At 51.3% G+C, this 4,012-nt stretch carries 6 protein-coding genes; all 6 read right to left on the bottom strand.

Annotation, left to right across the window (positions count from 1 at the left end; translation table 11 throughout):
* Positions 1–160: transposase (locus tag ABJZ52_RS01025; RefSeq protein WP_348487665.1), on the bottom strand; the 160-nt coding region annotated here is incomplete at its 3' end.
* Between the two features lie 177 nt (positions 161–337).
* The gene (locus ABJZ52_RS01030; protein ID WP_348487661.1) at positions 338–1,594 is read right to left on the bottom strand and encodes a radical SAM protein; all 1,257 of its coding nucleotides are present in this window, start codon (positions 1,592–1,594) and stop codon (positions 338–340) included.
* A 62-nt stretch (positions 1,595–1,656) separates the two neighbouring features.
* Positions 1,657–1,902 carry a hypothetical protein gene (locus ABJZ52_RS01035; RefSeq protein WP_348487662.1) on the bottom strand — a complete coding sequence of 82 codons (246 nt, stop codon included), beginning with the start codon at positions 1,900–1,902 and terminating at the stop codon, positions 1,657–1,659.
* Positions 1,903–1,987: 85 nt separating this feature from the next.
* Complete coding sequence (locus ABJZ52_RS01040; RefSeq protein WP_348487663.1) at positions 1,988–2,614, bottom strand: hypothetical protein; 627 nt, start codon at positions 2,612–2,614, stop codon at positions 1,988–1,990.
* 12 nt (positions 2,615–2,626) lie between these two features.
* Entirely contained in the window at positions 2,627–3,097 is a 471-nt protein-coding gene (locus tag ABJZ52_RS01045; protein ID WP_348487664.1) for a GNAT family N-acetyltransferase, read from the bottom strand.
* A 182-nt stretch (positions 3,098–3,279) separates the two neighbouring features.
* Complete coding sequence (locus ABJZ52_RS01050; RefSeq protein ID WP_065334475.1) at positions 3,280–3,618, bottom strand: hypothetical protein; 339 nt, start codon at positions 3,616–3,618, stop codon at positions 3,280–3,282.
* Positions 3,619–4,012 lie beyond the last annotated feature (394 nt).

Genomic DNA, 4,012 nt, shown 5'->3' on the forward strand with positions numbered 1-4,012 from the left:
TGGCCCGCATGTCATACCGCCGAGCAACTGCGTCCACCGAGGCACCCTCCACCAGCGTCTCGGCCACAATTTGCGCCTTCACCGCATCCGGCCACCGGCGGTGACCACGCGGGCCCACAACCAAATCAATGTTACTGAGAAGCTCCGTTGAGCGCTCCATGGAGAAACTCCCTGATAATCCATCCGTAAGGGCTGAATCTCAGATCAGGGGCTTACAAGGAAGGTGGGGTCGGTGCATCGCTTACAGTTGTGTATTCTGCCTACCTAACCTTCTTTCTGTACAATTACCGATAATATGAGTGCCATTCTTGATAATCATCTTTCGGGCACTCGAAGATTAGCCGTGATAGAGTTGCAAAACGTCGGCGTAGTTGTATTTCAACGATGTGCATATCATTGACTTATCACTCGCGGCACGAGCGTGTTTGTCGCAACCGCCGAGACAGACTGGCGCGAATGTGCAAGCTGCGCAGTCAGGATCTGCAGAGAAATCCGCATCACGCCATTTCTGGAGGTTCTGCGGGTTATCTATGTCTCCCGTGATATTGCCATAAGACTCGTTGCGGTCGCCCGCATCAAGGTAGCACTTTGACAGTGTTCCATCGACATTCATAACTGCAGTATTTTCACGCAATGCGGTACAAACCCCATAATCGGCATCCAGCGGGTCAAGGGTGGTGAATCCCAGTTGACGTGCGTCGGCTAGTAGTTCGGCCTCGTGCGTGGCAAAGGCCCGTGACGAAAGATAGAGGCCCGAGTTTTCCTGAAAGTTTCGCCTAGGATCGTTCTGCCGGTAGTTGAAGATTGGAGCGAAGTAGATTGCCTTGAGCACGTGGTGCAGACCCTCAGAGTGCAGGTGGCGCAGTAATCTTGGGATAGTGTCAACGCTGTAGGGAGCGACATGCACTCTCGCTGTGAACTCTAGTAAATCACCTGCTGCCTTGAGACTAGCGATGATCCCGTCGAACGAACCAGCCTTGCTCAATCGCCGAATTTTGTCATGTTTACGCTGGTCGCCTTCAAAGGTTATTTGTACCGCTTGGAGACCGGCTTCGCGCATCTGTTCGGCACAAGAGCGTGTAATGCCGTATCCGTTGGTAACCATGTCGGCACGGAAACGGCGCCCGTGCGATGCGCTCATGATCTTAAGTTTTTGCGTGATCTCTAGGACTCGATCTATCTCTAGCATCGGTTCCCCACCAAACCACCGTAGATGAAAGGTACGCAGCCGAGGATCGGTCATTCTATTTTCAGCGAAGTTCAGAAGGTCTTCACTTATCCTAGTCGGTAGGCCACCGTCGTTTTCGGGTTTATCCTCAAAACAGTAGTGGCAACCCATATTACAGGACATCGTAGGCACGACAATCAAACCAAAGGTATCCGGTCGTCCCCTCGCTAATAAGCTTTGTGTACGGGCATGTGCCAGCTCATCAAAATTGCTCTCGACGAGAATTCGAGCATCAACCAGAACGCTGATTAACTCCGATGGCAACGCAGAGAGTGTGGAGTTGCCATTCTCATCTGATTCCGAAAGCGCATTCCAATATTCTGGCGAAACCTCGAGGACGGCGCGTTTCAGTAATCCGACAACCAATACGCTGTCGTTCGAAGGCACGGACAGAACATATCGGGATAGCCTTAAATCGGATAGGTCTGTCACAGAACAGCGATTGCTGTATTACCGCTGCAGCAACGCAGGGATATCTCATCCCCGACCTCGGAGCCGCCTTTCCCAGAGACTTCGCCCTGTTGCAGAACTTTATGCCTCTCATAGGCGTCCACAACATCCTCTATCGTGAGGTCTTTTGAAGTAAAGGTCATGCCCTCAGGGAGCGCGATGGAAACTTCGGTCTCCGAAACACGCTTAATTTTCCACTTTTTCCCAAGTGATCCACCGCTCATAATAATCCTCCTAACAATGTGCTCTGTAGAGATTTCATAACTTCTAGAAACTACAGGGTTTGAAGTTCGTTTGTTCCGTCTTAGATCAGGCGATCTCACAGTCCATTGCTGTTTCATGGAAGACTTCAATGGGATGAGAGAACCTGTTTCCTTCTTCGAGAAACTTGAAACGGTACGAGTACATCACGACTGTTTTTTCATCTGGTATAGACCTAAACGAGTAAGGTATGCCGTTTGGAATATAGAACCAGTCTCCTGGCTTGAAGAGCTTTCCTTGATACTCAATTCCGCCAGAGAGCACCACTCGAAGGCTACCACCCGGATCGTCCTTCTTATGCTCTGGATGTACGTGTGGATCGACAGTGGAACCCGCAGAAAACTCCGTTATAAACATGCGCCACTGGCAAACATCGACAGGTATTTGCCACTTGCGGATATCCTCACCAAAGGGCGCGTCAATGCACAGCTCTTCTCGTGCTCTTTCTGCATTTGTATCAAAAGATGTGACGATATCTTTGCTTCCGAAGCCCAATGAACCCAACTCCTCAGAGTTGTAGGCTTCTCTTACCATGCCGAAGTGCCCTAGCTCCCTAGCTGTATACTGGGTTCTCTTTTCGTCGAAAGGTAGTCCACGTTGAAGGGCAGCGGTTCTAAGGGTGTCTACTTCACAAGGCAGCAGATTGAATACTTTGTCTTCCGGATCAATTTTCATTCCTTCGCACCTCTACCAGTTGGATTCCATTTTGCTCACTTCTGCCGCGTCGCCTGACGCCACAAAACCTTCAGCTGCTACTAGTTCTTGCAATCGTTTACCGTGTTGGGAGAGCATTAGAACGGGAACAACGATCTTTCTTTTTTCTTTACGCCACTTTTGAGCTAGCTGTTTGAATAGCATCAACCCTATTCCGCGATCTTGGAATTCAGGGGTTATGAACATATTCTCGAGAGTCGTAGCGTGTGCATCTTCCGTCGAGCTTATCCAGCCGATCAGTTGGCCGTCCAAGGAGATCGCATAGTTGCTTGTGTCAGACCATTGGGTTTCAAAGTTAGATCGCTCGCGGTCTTCATCCCACTCTGGTGCATCACTAGATTTCTCAAAGAGAACGTTTTTTATTAGTTCTCGATATAGTGGCCAAGCAAAATCAACGTCATCTTCATTTGCTGGTGATATCTTCAGTTCGGAAAGGTCATCCATAGCAATATCTCTCAAGCAGCAATGAATCGATTAACAAGCACATGAGCGTCAAAGTCAACATTTCTGGCCGTTTTGCCGTAAATGCCCCGTTGCCGAGAGTCCGAATGCACTGTCGAGCATGCTAGGTGAGCTGTTGTAGTTCGAGTTCGAACGCGACCAAGGCATCGCCCGTGATTCCGGCCTCAATCACTTACGAGGCGGTGTGAGGTCGTTTCCCCGTTCTTCATGGGAATGCTTGCCTGAGAGAACCCGACGCCGACCAGAAACGAAATCACGCCGGTTGCCGTCTTGAATTCGCGCACCCTGATCGCATTCTGCGTCACGCGCGTTCTGGCAGTGACAAGGATTTTCTCCTGCCCATCACTCCCAACCGTCCGCATGATCCACAGGCCGTACCAGCTTGGTCCCTTGCGTTCAGGATCGGCTTTGCACAGCACTTCGACCGTGTGTCCCTCCTCAGCAAGTGCCCGAAGGCCTTGTTCGGTGGTGACGTTTAGTTCGAGGTCAATCGTCTGGTTCATCGCGCATACCAACAGAAACAATGATGGTCGTCTTGTGCCTGAATCTAACGAAGGCATCAATCGTATATTATCGAGTTAGATATGGCTCGATAGAGTTCAGTGATCCCGGCAGTGCGCCGGTCTCGCTTTGAGTGATAGACAGGGCTGGGGATCGACGGGCTGACGCCCGCTCACCCCAACCCTGACAGTTTCCAAATCCTGTTGATCCGCCTGCCATCCTGTCAGGGCCGAGAAAACCGGCAAGCGCCGCCCTTGGCGTCGGTTCCGGTCGAGAATTCCGGTTCCTCCCACGCGCAGGCGCGCGGTTCCCTCCCAAATTCACGCCCTCCACCCGGTTGTCACGGCCCCGCCAGGCCGCAGGACGGGCTTTGCCCTTACCTGCTCTGCCCTTCGG

The sequence above is a fragment of the Roseibium sp. genome (assembly GCF_039982295.1).
Taxonomy (GTDB): domain Bacteria; phylum Pseudomonadota; class Alphaproteobacteria; order Rhizobiales; family Stappiaceae; genus Roseibium.